The following is a 15,207-nucleotide window of genomic DNA, read 5'->3' on the forward strand; positions in this document are numbered from 1 at the left end:
GTGGCGGCATCCGTCATGTGAACCCGTAATCGTTGCGATGACGAGGAGCTGACAATGCAACAGCAAGATGATTTGTATGATGTCGTGGTGATCGGCGGCGGCCCGGCGGGCCTGACCGCAGGACTATATCTGGCGCGTGCGCGATACCGCGTATTGATCTTGGAAAAGGCGGATTTCGGTGGACAGATCACCATCACGTCCGAAGTAGTCAACTATCCGGGTGTCGAACGCACCGATGGCCGCAAACTCACCGCGACCATGCGCAAGCAGGCGCAGAATTTCGGGGCGGAATTCAAAGTCGCCGAGGCGACAGGACTGGACGTGGATGGCGATATCAAGGTCGTGCACACCAATCGCGGTGATATCCGCTGCTTCGGCATTCTCATCGCCACCGGAGCCTCCCCACGCAAAATCGGCTTCACCGGCGAACAGGAGTATGCAGGCCGAGGCGTGGCCTACTGCGCCACCTGTGATGGTGAATTCTTCAACGGACGTGAAGTCATCGTGGTCGGCGGTGGATTCGCGGCGGCCGAGGAATCGGTGTTCCTGACGAAATATGCCAGCAAAGTCACCATTCTTGTGCGCGAAGGCGATTTCACCTGCGATGCCGCCGTTGCCGCCGAAGCCAAGAACCACCCGAAGATCGAGGTGCGGTACCATACGCAGCTCGACGGGGTCGCAGCCGGTTCCGGCGGGCTGACCGAAGCGACGTTGCGCGATACGCGCACCGGTGAGACGAGCGTGTGGAAGCCGGCTGATGGCGGTACCTTCGGCGTGTTCGTGTTCGCTGGCTATGTGCCGCAGACCGAACTGGTCCGTGGCGTGGTGGAACTTGACGACCACGGATATGTGGTCACGCACGGTTATCTGGAGACTTCGGTCCCCGGAGTGTATGCGGCCGGCGATTTGCGCGTCAAGAATCTGCGCCAGGTGGTCACGGCGACCGCGGATGGCGCCATCGCCGCCGTTGAACTGGAACGGTATGCCAAGCAGCTCAGTGAGAAAACCGGGTTGCTGCCGCCGCGCCCGACCACATCCACCTATGAGCAGCAGGAAGCCAAGGCCGCGAAGGCCGCCAGTGCATCGGGCACGTCCCCGGCACCGGCGCCGCAGCGTCCCGGTGTTGCTTCTGCCGCGCCGACCGCTGGCAATCATGCATTTTTCGATGACGCGATTCGCCAGCAGCTTGCGGTCGTGTTCTCGCGGATGGCGCGTCCGCTGGTATTGAAGCTTGAGCTTGACGATTCCCCGCTGTCCAAGGAATTGCAGGCGTTCATCGGCGAGATGACCTCGCTGAGCGACGGCAAGTTGAGCACGGTGGTCGATACGGCTCCGGCGACCGGCGGCGATGTCTCGCTAGATGATCCGCTGCCGGATGCGCGGCCGAATGTGCGGTTGTGCACGATTGGAGCTAACGGTGAACCGCAGGAAACCGGCATTGCCTTCCATGGCGTTCCGAGCGGGCACGAGTTCAACTCCTTCGTACTCGCCCTGTACAACGTGGCCGGTCCGGGGCAGGCGCTCGACCAGGACACCGCCGAACGGATCGCCTCGATTGGCCAACCGGTCGATGTCATGCTGCTCGTCTCCCTCACGTGCACGATGTGCCCGGAAACCGTGCTCGCGACCCAGCGCATCGCCGCGGCGAACCCGAAGGTGCGGGCGGAAGCTTACGATATTGCGCACTTCCCCGAGCTCAAGGACAAGTTCAACGTGATGAGCGTGCCGTGCATGGTCATCACCCGACCCGGTGCTGATGCCGCATCCGAAGCGCAGCAGACCATCGAATTCGGCAAGAAATCGGTGCCGCAGATGCTTGATCTGCTGGGAGCCTGATTTCTTTCGTGCAGCTGTGGGGTCGGCATCGCACCCATCTGAATCGCGCCCGTCGTGTGGGTATCATCCCATACGACGGGCGCTTGCTTTTTCGGCAGTTGCTGATGGGGGCGGGAGTGCGGGAGTTCTTAGCAGATTCACGAGACGGTAGATAATCTCCCGGGAGATTACTCGCAAGAACGTGATTCGGCGATAATGCGCCAAGGAAAACGTTGAAATACCAACACGACCCGAATCAAGCCGATGGGAGATTATGGCCCGAATCGCACTTGTTGCGAGAAGTCCCGCGCATATGCGGGAGAACGCGCTGCCGTCGACGAATTCATGCAAACTCCCGGCAGGTGGGGTGAACGATGACATTCCCGGGTAGTCCAATGCTGACGAGTGAAGTCATGTCGTCGTGGCATGTGATGAGTTGAGTATGTCATCGCATGCGCGACGAGGCGGATTGCGCGTTCCGGAATCGGATCGTTGACATAACCTACGGGTAGCGGATGTTTTGACATACACGATGGGCACTATTCGATCATTGTCCGCGGATCGTCATGGCATCTGATGAATTGCGCATGCCGATGCATACGCTGCGGGTGGTTTCCTTGTCGTCGTTACTGAATCGTCAGTGGAGTTGGCGAGTTGAGTATGCCATCGCATGCAGTCGTAATCCAAAGACAAATCCCAACCCTGTCGTATGTCGCACGCCAATCACGTACAAACCGCCCGAAAACGCGAGAAGACCCCGCACCCATAGGATACGAGGCCTTCCGCGTTTGCACTGGTCGGAAATTGAAATCAGCCCGTGTTCTGCAGGCCTGCAGCGACACCCGAAACGGTGCACAGGATAAGGTAGATGAACTCTGCCTGTTGGCTTTGGCTGAGTTCTTCCTTGTCCACCTTGCGGCGCAGCGAACGCAGCGCCAGCACCTGGGTGACGGACAGGGCGTCCACGTACGGGGAACGCACCCTGATGGCCTGGCCGAGCACGTGACGATGCTGCAGCGGCCACGCGTCGCCGACGATGCGCAGCACCCACTTGCGGGTCAGACGCATCTCGTCGAGCACCTTGTCACGCAGGTCGTCACGGTCGCCGAGTGCCAGATACATCTTGGCGATACGCTCGTCGGTCTTCGCAATCGACATTTCGATGTTGTCGATGAACGTGGAGAACAGCGGCCACTCCTCATACGCCTTACGCAGCGTATCCAAGTCGCCGAACTTCTCGCACGCCGTGCCCAGACCATACCATGCGGCCAGATTGATGCGCGCCTGCGACCAAGCGAACACCCACGGGATGGTGCGCAGATCGTCAAGGGACTTCGCGCCCAGACCACGCTTGGCAGGACGGGAGCCGATAGGCAGCAGACCCACCTCGGCGAGCGGGGTAACGGTCGAGAACCATTCGGCGAAGTCCGGCGTGTGCAGCAGGTCGAGGAAGCGCTCGTGCGAGGTCTCGTTGAGCTCATCAGCCATCGACTTGTATTTCGCGGTCATCTCCGTGTTGATCTTGTCAATGCTCGGAGCGGACTGCAGAAGCGTTGCCGCGGCGACAGACTCGATATGACGGATGCCAAGCACCGGGTTGCCGTACCGGGCGAAGATGACCTCGCCCTGCTCGGTGAGCTTGAAACGGCAATTGACCGAGCCGGCAGGTTGCGCGAGCACCGCGCGGTTCGCCGGACCGCCGCCACGACCGACAGCGCCGCCACGACCGTGGAACAGCGTCAGATCGATATCGTGTTCCTTGGCCCACTTGGCGATACGGCCTTCAGTCTCATGCAGCGCGAGGATGGATGTGGTCGGGCCGGCGTCCTTGGAGGAATCCGAGTAGCCGAGCATGACCTCCATCTTGCCGCCGGTAGCCTTCAGACGGGCCTGCACCTCCGGGATCTTAATGATTTCGTCGAGCACATCCACCGAGTTCTCGAGATCCTCAAGCTGTTCGAACAGCGGGATCACATCGATGGTCGGCACATCCTCCGGATGGGCGAAGGCGAGACGGTTGAGTTCGTACACGTCGCGCACGTTCTGAGCGGACTTCGTGAAGGAGATGATGTAACGGCGGGCGGCCTTGATGCCATTGCGCTTCTGGATGGCACCCAGAGCGCGGAAGGTGTCGAGCACCTCATGGGTCATCGGCTGCAGTTCGCCGCGTTCGCCGTGCAAACCATGCTCGCGGATGTCCTCGAGCGCGCGCGAATGCACGACTGAATGCTGGCGGAACTCCATCTCCACCATGTGGAATCCGAAGGTCTGCGCCTGCCAGATAAGATCCTGCAGCGGGCCATACGCGGCGCGCGGGTCGCCTGCGGCGGCGAGGGAACGTTGCACGACCTGCAGATCTGCGATGAAATCGTCGCAAGACTTGTACATCAGGTCGGCGTCACGCTCGATCGTGTAATGCAGACGGTCTGCCATCACCAGCATGACAGCGCGGTGCATCTCCTTGGTGGAGATTAACGCGGCCTTGGAAGTGAGCCGTTCGCTCATTTCCTTCTGGTGATTCCACAGGTTCTTCAGCTCGGCGCTCGGCGGCGTGGTTCCCGCTTCCATGGTGAGGTTGCGGCCGACGGTGCGGCAGGCCTCTTCAAGAGCGGCAATTACATGGTCGCTGAACTTGCGGGCGACCTGGCGGCTGACCTTCGCAGTGACGTTCGGGTTGCCATCACGGTCGGAGCCGATCCAGCTGCCCGGATGGAAGAACGCGGGGCACACCGGTGGGACGAGACCCGCCTTGTCGCCGAGGATCCAATCGTCGAAACGACGGTAGACGAGCGGAATCGTGTGGAACAGCGTGTTGTCGAAGATATCGAGGATGGTGTCGGCTTCTTCGACAGGCGTCGGCTTCTTCAGTGCAATCGGCGAAGTGCGGAACAGTGCGTCGATCTCGTTGTAGAGGCGACGGTAGCTTTCCTTCTTGTCGGAGCCGCCGAGCATCTTGCTGCTTTCCAGCAGCTGGGCGATACGGCGGATCTTGCCTTCGACAGCCTTACGGCGGGCTTCGGTCGGATGCGCGGTGAACACGGGGTGGAACTCAAGCTTGTTGAGCAGCTCCTTCGCCTTCGCCGGGCCCATTTCAACAATGAGCTTGTGATAGGCGTTGGTCATCTCATTGACCGGGTCGACCACCTCGTCATCGCTGACTGCCGCTTCGCGCTGATGCAGCACGGATACGCGGTAGTTCTCTTCGCACAGGTTCGCCAGATGGAAGTAGGTGGTGAACGCGCGCGCGAGCAGCTGCGCATCATGCAGATTCATCGCATCGATGGTTTCAACTGCCTTGTCCAGCTCGCGTTGCCCCTCACTCGGGTCGGTGTGAACACTGGTGAAATGCTCGGCGCTGGCGTCGGCCACATATTGGCGGACGGTATCGAATGTTTCGAGCAGTTTGGGATCGAATTCGCCAAGCACTTCGCGCACGATCTGCAGACACAGATCCATGTCGTGCTTCAGCGAATCAGGGAGAGCACGCTCTTCCGGGCCTTTGGTGCCCGTGCCGGACGTCACGATACCGGCGTCGGCTGGCGTGATTTGCTGATTTTCTGTTGTCATTGAACCTCCTTTTCCAAACCTTCGGTTGTTCGGTCTGCCGGTCTTCCGTGGCTCCTCCACGGTTGTGGTGCCGGCCGTTGCGAACCCAAAGCCGTCGGTTCAGCGGTTGCAGTGGCATTATACGACCGTGTTTTCGACGGGCGTGTAACATGTCCGAAATCTGTCCGCAGATTGACCGAATGATGGACAGGATGGTGAATCGGCTGTTTTCCGGGCATTCTGCCGGTGTTGCGGACCGTACGGGGTACGGCTTGCGATAGTAATGGAACCGTGACTTCACAACAGCCTTCACAGCATCTTTCACAACAAGAACATCAGGGAACCGGACTGCGGGACAACGCGCAGACAGGCGGCGTCAAAAATGCCGCGGCTGCGGTGAGGAAATACCATACGCATTCCATTCCACTCGACATGGAGGATATCGAGCGTGACTGGGACAAGCCGATCACCGAGGCTGGGATCGCGGCGAAAGCCAGTGTGATTGTGCGCGTCGGCATGCTGGATTTGGGGGCGGGCACCGGCAGCTTCCGTGTGCGCGAAATGATGCACCGCATCGCGTACCCGTTGGGTGTGCATGTGCGCGCCGACGTGAATCTGACCGATATCGAAGCGGCCTGCACGGACGGACACGACCGGATCACCGAAGTGGTGGACCTGCCTACCACCGGTGTCAATACCGAGCGGATCTGGCTACTTGAGCATTTCGCTGACTGGTTTAACGTCAATCTCGGCACTGGATCGATGTATCACAGCCGCACCGAAGTGTCCGAAGGCCTGATGCAGCATCTCGACCAGCGCGATGCCTCCCAGGTGTCCGCCGACCTGTCCAAGCAGCTGCGCAAAGAACGCAAGGGAATCAAGGAAAACATAGGCAGCGAGGCCCAGCGCGAGCTGTGGGATCAGGCGACCGAAGCCGATGACGACCCGGTGCTCGACGCGCTCGAACACGCCGAGCAGGCCCGTCCCGGCACTCAGGATGCCCAGACGGCGACGCCGCTGGATATGCGGGGTATCGACCGTGCGGAACGTGAACAGGGTGGCCAGGCGGGGCGCGAGGCCGAATACCGCGCCGAACGCGGACAGAACGCGCAGTCCCGCGGTGAGCGTTACGATGATGCCCGGGAGCGCCGAATTGCGCGGCGGCTCGAACGTACACAGCGCCCCCCGAAAGGCGAGTACGCAAGTCATTTCGACCATGTCGGCCAACGTCCCGAGCATCGGCGCGAAGTCACCGTACGGCAGGCACATGAACGGCTTGACATGATTGAACACCGCAAACCCTTGTATTCCCCGGCGTTTGCAGGTCTTGCCTCGGCGTGCGCATGCGCGGCCTTCGTGTTCCTGCTTGGCGGCGGCCCGTATGACATGATCGGCGCTTTCGTAGGCGCAGGGCTTGGCCATTGGCTTCGTCGGCGGATGTTCGTCCACCATCTCAACCAGTTCTTCGTGACCTTCATATGCGTGAGCGTGGCGGCGCTGGCCTGCACGGGTATGCTGCGTCTGATCGGCTTGTTCGACCCCGTTGCTTTACAACATGACACCGCGTATATCGGGGCGATGCTGTTCGTCATTCCGGGCTTCCCGATGATCACGGGCGGACTGGATATGGCGAAGATCGACTTCCCATCAGGCATCCAACGAGTGGCATACGTGCTGTGCATCGTGCTGATTGCCACACTCGCCGGCTGGATGGTCGCCTCGATTGTGCATCTCAACCCGCAGGGATTCGAGCCCTTGGGGCTCAACCCGGTGATTGAGTGCTTGCTGCGCATGGTGTTCGCGTTCATTGGCGTGTGGGGCTTCTCCGTGATGTTCAACTCCCCGCAACGTATGTGCCTGGTCGCAGCCGTGATCGGCATGATCACCGATACACTGCGTCTGGAAATCGTGGATATGGGTGTGCCGGCCGAAGCCGGTGCGTTCATCGGCGCGCTGCTTGCCGGGCTGCTCGCCTCCGCGTGGCGGTCGTCGGTCCGGCGCGGATTGCTGCCGCCACACTTGGGGTATCCGCGCATCTGTTTGACCGTGCCGTCCATTGTGATCATGGTGCCCGGCATGTATATGTATCGCGCGATGTTCTACCTTGGGGCTTTCGACACGCTGCATGCGTTGGACTGGGCGTTCCGTGCGTTCATGGTGATCATCTGCCTGCCGATCGGGCTGGTGATGGCGCGTGTGCTCACCGATAAAAGCTGGCGGTATGACGTGTGAGGCGTGTTCGCGTTGAGCTCTCAGTCTCGTGATGCTGTGATTTTTATTTCGTGATTTCGATGTCGTGATTTCTCAGACATGACGACCTGAAAACGGAGATATCGGGAAGAATCTCTCAATATCTCGATGTGGGCGTCGAATTCGCGAGATTTTCAGACTTCGCGGTTCGTCCTGTCGATGTTGGAAACCTACGAATCGTTGATATTCCAGGATTTCTGCGACACGGCTGGTATGGTGTGTGACCCGCTGGATCTTCATTTCTCCCGCGATTGCCGGTTTCATGCGAGTTTTTCTGACTTTTCTCTCAATATCTCGCACGTTTTGCCTTTGGACGCGAGTTTTTCAGATGTCGGCATTGGAAGTCGGCAATAGGCTGCGGGTGAGTGGCGTGCGGGTGGGCAATGGGGGAATGCGGCCGATAAGGACAATCCCCGCATCCGAAAAAGAAACCCCGGTGGAGGATGCCACCGGGGAGGAGAGAAAGGAGAGAGAAGAAGAAAAAAGGGGTTGAATTATCGGGAACTGGTGTTCCTGATCAGCTGTTTGCTGACATGTTCTATGAGAACTCACGATGCTGTGGGCAACCCGATGTTTTCCTGAAAGTATTCTGCCAAGACTGTGCTGAAGTCGTGATAGCGCGTGAGCGGATCCGGCATCCGATGGCCGCGCCGCCGCGTACACTGGCATACAGTGAATCCGCGGCCGTGCCCGCAAGCCGGCGGCCGCGATGAGAGCACATCGTACTTGCCAAGGAGAATCTCATGCTGCTGTCCGACCGTGACATCCTCGCCGCACAGGCCGACGGTCATATCTCGCTCGACCCGTGGACGCCCGAGATGGTGCAGCCCGCTTCCATCGACGTGCGTTTGGATCGTTTCTTCCGACTGTTCAACAATCACGCCTACACCTATGTCGACCCAGCTGAAAACCAGGGTGCACTGACCGAACAGTTCGAAGTCCAGCCTGACGAGCCGTGGATCCTGCACCCCGGCGAATTCGCGCTCGCCTCCACATGGGAGTATGTGAAACTCGACCCAACCATCGCCGCCCGCCTGGAAGGCAAGAGTTCGCTTGGCCGCTTGGGTATCCTCACCCATTCCACCGCCGGTTTCATCGATCCCGGTTTCGAAGGGCATATCACGCTCGAGCTGTCGAATGTGAGCACCTTGCCGGTCAAACTGTGGCCGGGCATGAAAATCGGCCAGATGTGCTTCTTCCAGCTGAGTTCCCCTGCCGAACATCCATACGGGTCGAAGGGTACCGGCTCGCACTATCAAGGACAGCGCGGGCCGACCCCGTCACGTTCGTATATCAACTTCTACCGCGCGAAAGTCGACGACTGAGCCTCGGTAGTCCCTGGTTCTCACGTGCCGCTGGTATTCCGACGGCACGTTTGCGTGTCTGCGGTTTGCAAGCCTGCAGCCAGCTGATTTCGGTGACTGAGCCGCCTGTAATCGCTTCCAGATGCTTGAAGCCGTTTGAAATCACTCGCACGCGTGTCGTCGTCACTTATCCTCGCCCATCGTCAATCGTCGTCACGCGTGTCATCATGCGCCCCGCCGCCCGTGCCTTGTCGTCACATGACTTGTCATCTCGTGACATATCGGCAATGCGTGCGAAACGAGATTCGCCTACTACGGCAAGGGTATTCGGATTCCCTAATGTCTGGAATTCCGGGACCCCGCCACAAGCCACACCCAAGGAGAGTTTGGAATGACCTACGATTTCACGTCGCTGATGGAACGGCACGGCAAGGACGCGCTCGCCGTCGATGGTCTGGGTTCCCATCCAGGATTCGCTCCGGATCCGCCAAAACCCGGCTTCGACGTGATCCCCATGTGGATCGCCGACATGAACTTCCCCACGGTTCCCACCATTGCGCAGGCGATTATCAAGCGCGCGAAGCATCCGGCTTTCGGATATTTCCAGATGAGCGACGAGTATTTCGATGCGATCGCCGGCTGGCAGCGCGACCGCAACGGCGTCAGCGATATTCCGCGGGAGGCGATCGGCTATGAGAACGGCGTGCTCGGCGGATTGATGTCCGCCGTCGCGGCGTTTGCGGCTCCCGGAGACAAGATTCTGCTGCACAGCCCCACTTACGTGGGATTCACCATGGCACTTGAGAACGCAGGATACGCCATTGAGCACAGTCCGCTCAAGCTTGACGAGCACGGTGTGTGGCGCATGGATTTCGACGATATGGACCGTCGTCTCAAAGAGCATCACATCCATGTGGCGGTATTTTGCAGCCCACACAATCCTTGCGGTCGCGTATGGGAGCGGTGGGAAATCGAAGAAGCGATGGAAGTGTTCCGCCATAACCATTGTGTGGTCGTCTCCGATGAAATCTGGTCGGATATCTTGCTTGACGGGCACCGGCACATCCCCACGCAAACGGTGAGCGAGGATGCGAAGCGTCGGACGGTCGCCTTGTACGCGCCGTGCAAGACCTTCAACGTGTCCGGCTTGGTCGGCGCGTATCACATCATCTACGACAGCTATCTGCGCGACCGGGTTGAGGCGCAGGCGTCAAAGTCCCATTACAACGAGGCCAATGTGCTCGCCATGCACACGCTGGTCGGCGCCTATACGCAGGAAGGCCGCCAGTGGCTGGACGAGCTGCTTGCCGTGTTGTCGCGTAACGTGGGGCTCATGTTCGATTACCTCTCGTCGGTGGATGGCGTGGAACTCGCCCGACCGGAAGGTACGTACATGCTGTATCTGGACTGCTCACGCTGGTGTCGGGAGCACGGCGTGACCATCGGGGAGCTTGAGAAGCGCGGCTGGGATGTGGGCGTCGCTTGGCAGGACGGTGTGATGTTCGGCATGCCGGACTCGATCCGCATGAACGTGGCGCTGCCGGAAAGCCGTGTGCGTGAAGCGATCCGCCGGTTGAAGGAATACGTGTTCTGACATCCCAGGGGGTGTTCGCTCTCGGCGACGGGTAAGCCGGTGTTGCGGCGGCTAGCATGGGAGGCATGGCAGACGTGAAGATGATGGGGCCGAACGAGTTGCGCGAATACGCGAAACGCGGCCAACGTGAGCATGACGAGGCGAATAAGGAGCTGGAACGTCGTTGGCACTCCTATGACGGATTCCTTCCGGATACGCCGTTCAAGTCGATTCTCGACGGCGACGACGGCGAGTGAGCGGCGGGCTGGTATCTGGGTGCGACTGCTGCGTCGCATGGCAGGCGGATTCGATTTGGTTTGGGATTGACGCGGTTGGTATTTGCCCGATGTGTGATCGGACTGTCGCATGACGGGCAGACAAGGGTCGGTCTGAGTGAGGATTGGTCGGTATCTGTCCGCTGTGCGACTACCGTGCCGCATAGCAGACGGGTGCCGCAGCAGTGTGCCACGTCAGTGATCCAGCTCGTCCGCATCCGCATAGAACGCGAGAATCCGCTCAAGATAAGGCCCAAGGATTTCGTTCGGCATGCTGAAGATTTCATGCAGCGCGCTGGGGACGCGCACGAGTTTCGCGTTCCCCCCGGCGTTGCGCACCCAATGGATGAACCGGTTCTGCGCTTCGTTGAGCACCCACTGGTCATGTCCCGCTTGGAACAGGAGCAGGGGGGTATCGATATTCGCGCACGCCTGCGGTTTCTGCACGGCATGTGACAGTTTCAACGACTGCCGCACCCATTCGAAGGTCGCCGCATACGTCTGGTTGTGTGGGTCGTCGATTCGCTGCTGCTGATACCAGCGCACCCGCGCCTCGCACGCCCCCGGATAATCATTCATATCAAGTTCGGGGGTGAACTCGCTCTGTCCGAACACGATATGCTTGTCCATTCCGAGTATGCACATTAGGCTTGAGAGCAGATACGCGATCCAATTCGGCATTCCTGTCTGTGGGGCGATCATCGGGCTGGACAGCACAGCCCGGTCGAAGGTGTCGGGATATGTTTCCAGCAGCGCGGCGCCGACGCCGCCGCCCATCGAATGGCTGTACAGGAACAGTGGCCGTCCGCCCGCGCATTCCCGGCCTACTTCGAAAGCGAATTTGTTGAGGTCGGCGACGTATCGATGCCAATCGTCAATCCACACTAGGGACGGATTGTCGATATCGCGTACGGAACGGCCGTGTCCGCGTTGTTCCAGGAAACACACGGAATATCCGGCGAGCATGAAATACCAGATCATTTCGCTGTATTTCGTCGCGAATTCAGTGAAACCGTGTGATATGACAATCGCCCCGTTGAACATTGCCGTGGCGCCTTCGATATTGAGCTTGTCGAATTCCTTGGCGTCGTAGCAAACGTAATGGAGTTTGCCTTCCTTCGCCGCTTTGCCCAGCCCGGGCGCCTGCGCAGGGTCCATCCATCCTTCGGTGCTGCACTGCCTGAGTGCGGGCATAACGACGGTGTCCATCTGCGCCTGGTAATGGCTTTCGTCAATGAGCGGAATGGTCATGCCACCTACTGTAGTCGAAGCGGGGTCGCCGGGGTATTGGCCATTCGCCTCCCAAATGACCAATACCCCGGCTTCATCAGCGCGTTGGTGTTGATTGCTGCTGTTTCCGCTGTCCCGCTATGCCCGCGGTGCCATACCCAGCGACTGCATCAGGAAGTCGCGCTGCAAAATGAGCAGGTTACGCGCGACTGTCGGGTCGTTGGTCATGTGGGTGATGCCGGTGAGCGGCAGGAAAGTGTGCGGCTTGCCGGCGGCCATCAGGGCTTGCGACAGGCGCAGCGAGTTGGCGATGCTCACGTTGTCGTCCGCGAACCCGTGGATCAGCATGAGCGGACGGCTCAGCCCGGGCGCGTCCTCGATGATGCTGTTGGACCGGTAGGTCTCCGGGTCGAGGCCGAGATACCGTTCGGTGTAATGCGTGTCGTACAGGGTCCAGTCGGTGGGAGGGGCGCCGGCGCACGCGGCCTGCACGGTTTGTGGCGCGTCAAGCACGGCGAGCGCGGACAGGAAGCCGCCATATGACCAGCCGATCATCGCGACGCGGTCGGTGTCCGCTTCCGGGGCCGCCTCCTGCAAGGCGTGTACGGCTTCGACTTGATCGGCGAGCGTGACACGCTTCATGTCGTGGAAGATTTCGCGATCCCATCGCGGTCCGCGGCCGGTGGTGCCGCGCCCGTCGGCGGTGACGACCAGGAAACCTTGGTCCGCCCACCATTGCGCATCCCAGTATGCTGCCTGGCTGAGGGTGACTTCCTGATGGCCCGGGCCGCCGTATGGTTTGAGTAGGACGGGCAGTCGTTGTGCGCCTGCGTACGGGCTGTCGATGCTCGGCCGGGTGATGGCGGTATACAGCCGGTGCTCGCCCAATCTGACGAACCGCGTATTCGGCGTGAATCCGGGTGTTTGAGCATGATTGGCGATGTCGGCGCGCAGATGGTTGTCAAGTGCGGGGAACCGGTTCGCGGTCGTGGGGTCGCCGTCGGCGTCGAGCGCGAAAAGATGGACCATCTGTGATTTCGCATGATCCATATCCCTGCCGGACACGACGATTCCGCGTCCTGTGCGCGATGCGGTCCACACGCCTGGCGACATGGTGACCGGCGTGATCGAGCCGTCATAGCCGAATCGCACTACGTCGAAGCTGCGGGCGTCGTGTTCGTCCGCCTGGTCGGCCCATGCGTCCGGAACATCGGTGGCCTGCGGATTATCGGGTGTACGTTGCACGACGGCGAGCACGTCAGTGTCGCCGACGTCCAGAACCGTGCGCATCTGCCAGCCGACCGGGGTGAACGCCTTGCCGCCGACAGTGAGACGGTTGGTGTCCGTATCCATGTCGTTAAACGCGCACACCAGGCGCCCATCCGGGGTGAATGCCGGCGTTCCGGCGATCAAATCGAGCCACTGGGGGTTCGTGTGTTCTTCGAGCACGGTGGTGGTGCCGTTGTGTTCGACTTGGAGCACCTGGTCGTGATTCTGCAGCCGGTTCTGCACGAGCAGCAGCGGACGATGCCCTGCCGTCCACCGCACGACGGCGAGATACTCGTACGCCTTGCGGTCCCATGCGATGCGCCGGGCGTCCATGCCGCTGTACTTGCCGTGCCCGTCGAATTCAAGGTCAACCAGGGTGAGGAAGACGTCCGCGTTGCGGGTCAGAGCTTGTGGATAACGACGTGAGGTCGCGTTGCGGTCGGGGTTCGTGGGATCGCTGATATACCAAGTCGGTTCCGCGGAGCTGTCGAAGGTTTCGAAGATGACGGCGTTGGAGTCGGGCGACCACCAGAATCCGTCATACCGGTTCATTTCCTCGCCGGCGGCGAATTCTGCGAGGCCGATGCTCCACGTGTGTTCCGCGGGGTCGGGACCGTTGTGGACGCCCCAGATTGCGCGGATGCCGTCGTGAAGCGGTGTGATGGCGTTGGGGCTGTCGGGTGTGTTGGGCGCGCCGGATTCGTTGGATTCGTTGGATTGCGGCCAATCCGCGATATCCACCATGACCAGATGCTCGCCGGTTGTGTACAGCACATGACGGCCGTCCGGGCTGATGCGGGGGTTGAGCACCGGCAGCAAGTCGTTCGGATCGGTGTTGTCTACGGTGTCGAAGGCATCATCCTCGTCAGCGCAGGTGTGATGGACGTGCGCGTCATCGATGTGCGGGGTGTAGTCAGCGTCCGGTGTCGCAGACAGAGCATCTACTGCAAGCTGTCGTGTGCGCGCACCGCAGCCGTTATCGTCGATTTGCGTGAGGAACAGCTGACCGTTGATGGTGAAGACCACGCGGTCGCCTGCCGCATCGACCGAATATGACACGATGCCTTGCCCGCCTTCGCGTGCGCGTTCGCGACGGGCCCGTTCGGCGGCGGGAACTTCTTCGGCGTCGGCGTTGGGGAGCAATTCGCGCGGGTCGGCGAGCAGGATTTCCTCGTGTGTGCCGGTGGCGGTGTCGAATGTACTCAGCCACAGGGATGTGACGCTGTCCTCTGGGCCGTCGGAGCGCAGGAACAACGCCCGGGAACCGTCCCTGATTACGGTTGCCGAACGCGGTGCCCCGCAGGTGAACCGCAGGGTGCGGGCTTTATGTTCCGGGAACTGTTCGATGGCGGATTGGATGGTTGCCGCGGCGGCAGATGTCGTCACTGGTGTCGTGACCGTCGATGCAGTGATTGCTGACGTGTCTGCGGAAGGCTTGTCGCCGGCTGCCCGCTCCAGCTTGCCGCTGACGGAACCGATGGTATGCGTATGGAGTTCACTCATGCTTTCAGCCTACTCTGGTGCGGGCTTGTGAGGAAGGTACCGCGATTGAAGGCCGAGTGCAGTCCGTCGCTGTTGAGGACCGGTTCCGATTTCGTTCCGTGTTTTCCGATTTGGTCCATGGATTCGGGCATGTTGACGGGTTGCGGGCTTGCGGTTTGATGACCGGCGCGGATGGATTGTTGATATTCCACGGTTTCGTGATGCGGCTGTGGTTGGTGGTGTGCATGAAGGTCGGTGCAATTGTGGACTGAATCGGTATTGGGGTCTTGTTCTTTGATTTGGTCCATGGTCTGGTGGATTCAGGCTGTAGAGGCCAGCAATGGTTGATTGTTGTGATGTGGCCTAAACGTTGGAATTCCAAGGTTTTGCGGTGTTGCCGTGGTCAGTGGCCGGGTGCGGTCCTGCTCCTGCTCGGACTGGCTCCGATTTCGGCGTGTGATTC

General features: G+C 60.2%; 9 protein-coding genes. 5 read left to right on the plus strand and 4 right to left on the minus strand.

Annotation, left to right across the window (positions count from 1 at the left end):
* Window positions 1–54: 54 nt before the first annotated feature.
* Window positions 55–1,836: an FAD-dependent oxidoreductase gene (locus ACZ41G_RS00095; RefSeq protein ID WP_033506964.1), complete on the plus strand. Its 1,782-nt coding sequence runs from the start codon at window positions 55–57 to the stop codon at window positions 1,834–1,836.
* A 789-nt stretch (window positions 1,837–2,625) separates the two neighbouring features.
* On the opposite strand, the gene ACZ41G_RS00100 is transcribed toward ACZ41G_RS00095, so the two are convergent.
* Entirely contained in the window at window positions 2,626–5,382 is a 2,757-nt protein-coding gene (locus tag ACZ41G_RS00100) for a phosphoenolpyruvate carboxylase (RefSeq protein ID WP_464145273.1), read from the minus strand.
* A gap of 411 nt (window positions 5,383–5,793) precedes the next feature.
* Here ACZ41G_RS00100 and ACZ41G_RS00105 point away from each other — a divergent pair, with 411 nt between their 5' ends.
* The 4 genes from ACZ41G_RS00105 (at window position 5,794) to ACZ41G_RS00120 (ending at window position 10,745) form a co-directional block, all read left to right on the plus strand.
* Entirely contained in the window at window positions 5,794–7,593 is a 1,800-nt protein-coding gene (locus ACZ41G_RS00105; protein WP_412171182.1) for a threonine/serine exporter family protein, read from the plus strand.
* Between the two features lie 761 nt (window positions 7,594–8,354).
* Window positions 8,355–8,936 carry a dCTP deaminase gene (gene dcd / locus ACZ41G_RS00110; protein ID WP_015449560.1) on the plus strand — a complete coding sequence of 194 codons (582 nt, stop codon included), beginning with the start codon at window positions 8,355–8,357 and terminating at the stop codon, window positions 8,934–8,936.
* Between the two features lie 370 nt (window positions 8,937–9,306).
* A complete protein-coding gene (locus tag ACZ41G_RS00115; protein WP_033506970.1) occupies window positions 9,307–10,509 on the plus strand; it encodes a MalY/PatB family protein in 1,203 nt (400 codons plus the stop codon).
* 65 nt (window positions 10,510–10,574) lie between these two features.
* Entirely contained in the window at window positions 10,575–10,745 is a 171-nt protein-coding gene (locus ACZ41G_RS00120) for a hypothetical protein (protein ID WP_239646933.1), read from the plus strand.
* Between the two features lie 213 nt (window positions 10,746–10,958).
* Here the strand turns inward: ACZ41G_RS00120 and ACZ41G_RS00125 are convergent, their stop codons facing one another.
* The 3 genes from ACZ41G_RS00125 to ACZ41G_RS00135 all read right to left on the minus strand — a co-directional run bounded on the left by ACZ41G_RS00125 (window position 10,959) and on the right by ACZ41G_RS00135 (window position 15,052).
* Window positions 10,959–12,014 (minus strand): alpha/beta hydrolase, encoded by a 1,056-nt coding sequence (locus ACZ41G_RS00125; RefSeq protein ID WP_321046432.1) that lies wholly within the window; start codon window positions 12,012–12,014, stop codon window positions 10,959–10,961.
* A 117-nt stretch (window positions 12,015–12,131) separates the two neighbouring features.
* The gene (locus ACZ41G_RS00130; RefSeq protein ID WP_464145275.1) at window positions 12,132–14,765 is read right to left on the minus strand and encodes a S9 family peptidase; all 2,634 of its coding nucleotides are present in this window, start codon (window positions 14,763–14,765) and stop codon (window positions 12,132–12,134) included.
* Entirely contained in the window at window positions 14,762–15,052 is a 291-nt protein-coding gene (locus ACZ41G_RS00135) for a hypothetical protein (RefSeq protein ID WP_033506976.1), read from the minus strand. The genes ACZ41G_RS00130 and ACZ41G_RS00135 overlap by 4 nt, the downstream gene beginning before the upstream one ends.
* Between the last annotated feature and the right edge of the window lie 155 nt (window positions 15,053–15,207).

The sequence above is a fragment of the Bifidobacterium porcinum genome (assembly GCF_055378475.1).

What these genes read in the sequence shown, in the direction of transcription:
- ACZ41G_RS00105 (WP_412171182.1), top strand. Translation starts at nt 5,794, where the DNA reads ATGGAGGATATCGAGCGTGACTGGGACAAGCCGATCACCGAGGCTGGG.
- ACZ41G_RS00125 (WP_321046432.1), bottom strand. Translation starts at nt 12,014, where the DNA reads ATGACCATTCCGCTCATTGACGAAAGCCATTACCAGGCGCAGATGGAC.
- ACZ41G_RS00120 (WP_239646933.1), top strand. Translation starts at nt 10,575, where the DNA reads ATGGCAGACGTGAAGATGATGGGGCCGAACGAGTTGCGCGAATACGCG.
- ACZ41G_RS00095 (WP_033506964.1), top strand. Translation starts at nt 55, where the DNA reads ATGCAACAGCAAGATGATTTGTATGATGTCGTGGTGATCGGCGGCGGC.
- dcd (WP_015449560.1), top strand. Translation starts at nt 8,355, where the DNA reads ATGCTGCTGTCCGACCGTGACATCCTCGCCGCACAGGCCGACGGTCAT.
- ACZ41G_RS00100 (WP_464145273.1), bottom strand. Translation starts at nt 5,382, where the DNA reads ATGACAACAGAAAATCAGCAAATCACGCCAGCCGACGCCGGTATCGTG.
- ACZ41G_RS00130 (WP_464145275.1), bottom strand. Translation starts at nt 14,765, where the DNA reads ATGAGTGAACTCCATACGCATACCATCGGTTCCGTCAGCGGCAAGCTG.
- ACZ41G_RS00135 (WP_033506976.1), bottom strand. Translation starts at nt 15,052, where the DNA reads ATGGACCAAATCAAAGAACAAGACCCCAATACCGATTCAGTCCACAAT.
- ACZ41G_RS00115 (WP_033506970.1), top strand. Translation starts at nt 9,307, where the DNA reads ATGACCTACGATTTCACGTCGCTGATGGAACGGCACGGCAAGGACGCG.